Here is a 1358-nt window from a genome sequence, read left to right as displayed (position 1 = left end):
AAACGTATGGCTCGCCCCGTCGGCAAGCGGTTTGTGTCTGACGATCTGAGCAGTCTGCGAAAACGTATCCGGCCTTTCAGCATGGAGCCGTTGGCCAAGATGGAGATCCGCGCGTCCTGGTCCTCATAAAGGGGCCGGCATCGAGTACCATTTTGCGCCGTAGGGTTCCAGGACACCGGTCGACTGTCAGGCCATCTGTCACTCACCTCCCGCAGACATCATCCGGCCGGTGCACGCCGCATCGGCCAATCTCGTTCACGCCGCTTGCGCGACGGGTTCGTAGGTGCGTTCGTGACGTAGCAGCGCCCAGACAATGCGCGCCATCTTGGCCGCCAGCGCCACTACGACGGTGTTGGGGTGGGAGCGCGAGAGCAAACCGCGCAGCCAGGCACCGAGCCGCGTGTCGCTCTTGCTCATCGTCGGCAGCGACGATCGGGCGCCCTGGATCAGGTTCTTGCGCAGATAGCGGCTGCCACGCTTGGTGATGCCGAGCAATCGCGGCTTGCCGCCAGTGGTCGCCTGTCGCGGTACCAACCCCAGCCAAGCGGCAAGGTCACGACCACGGCCGAATGTTCGAGCGTCTCCGACCGCTGCCACCAGCGCGGTCGCGTTGAGCGCACCGATACCGGGGACGGTCAGCAGCCGCCGCGTTCGCTCATCCGAGCGAGCAGCCTCGGTGAACTCGGCATCGAGATCTGCAATCCGCTCGTCCAGGGCAATCCAGCGCAGGCGCATATCGCTGATGAGCCGGTGTATGCGGGCCCCGAGCACCGGCTCGCCATCCAGCATCTCACTGAGGCGGGCGGCAAGCTTTGCCCTCCCTTGCGGGACGATATAGCCGCGCTCGAGAAGAAGGCTTCTGATTTGGTTCATCAGCGAGGTGCGGTCGCCAACGAGCCGATCACGAACCCTGTGCAACGTCTGCATGTCGAGTTGCTCCTCGGTCTTCAATTCCACGAACCGCATCGTCGGGCGTGTCGCCGCTTCCGCGATCGCCTCGGCGTCGCGGTCGTCGTTCTTCTGCGCCTTGACGTACGGACGGACATACTCCGGCGACATCAACCGCACCGCATGGCCTTGTCGTGCCAGCGCGCGGCCCATGTGATGAGCGCCGCAGCAAGCTTCCATCGCCATGACGCAGGCAGGCAGGCTCGCCGCATAGGTGATGACCGTCTCGCGCCGCATCCGGCGCCGCACAACCACCTTGCCCGCCGCATCCAGCCCGACCACGCTGCAGCTGTTCTTGCCCAGATCAATCCCGAGAACTGATATGTCCATGACCCTCGCTCCTTCCTCAAACGACCTGCTGCCGTAAGGCAACAACGCTTCGCTAAGGGGCGAGCCATCCATAAAGGGGG

1 protein-coding gene is annotated in these 1358 nt (G+C 64.1%); it reads right to left on the bottom strand.

Going from position 1 to position 1358, the window contains the following annotated elements; genetic code table 11:
• Positions 1–255 precede the first annotated feature (255 nt).
• Complete coding sequence (locus HNO88_RS21925; RefSeq protein ID WP_184250958.1) at positions 256–1278, bottom strand: IS110 family RNA-guided transposase; 1023 nt, start codon at positions 1276–1278, stop codon at positions 256–258.
• Between the last annotated feature and the right edge of the window lie 80 nt (positions 1279–1358).

The sequence above is a fragment of the Novosphingobium chloroacetimidivorans genome, assembly GCF_014204535.1.
GTDB classification, from domain to species: domain Bacteria; phylum Pseudomonadota; class Alphaproteobacteria; order Sphingomonadales; family Sphingomonadaceae; genus Novosphingobium; species Novosphingobium chloroacetimidivorans.
Note: the sequence above shows the minus strand (reverse complement) of the source record. Positions and strands in the feature narration are given on the sequence as shown.

Bases quoted from the DNA above. Each gene is read 5' to 3' on its own strand.
- HNO88_RS21925 (WP_184250958.1), bottom strand. From the start codon at position 1,278: ATGGACATATCAGTTCTCGGGATTGATCTGGGCAAGAACAGCTGCAGC.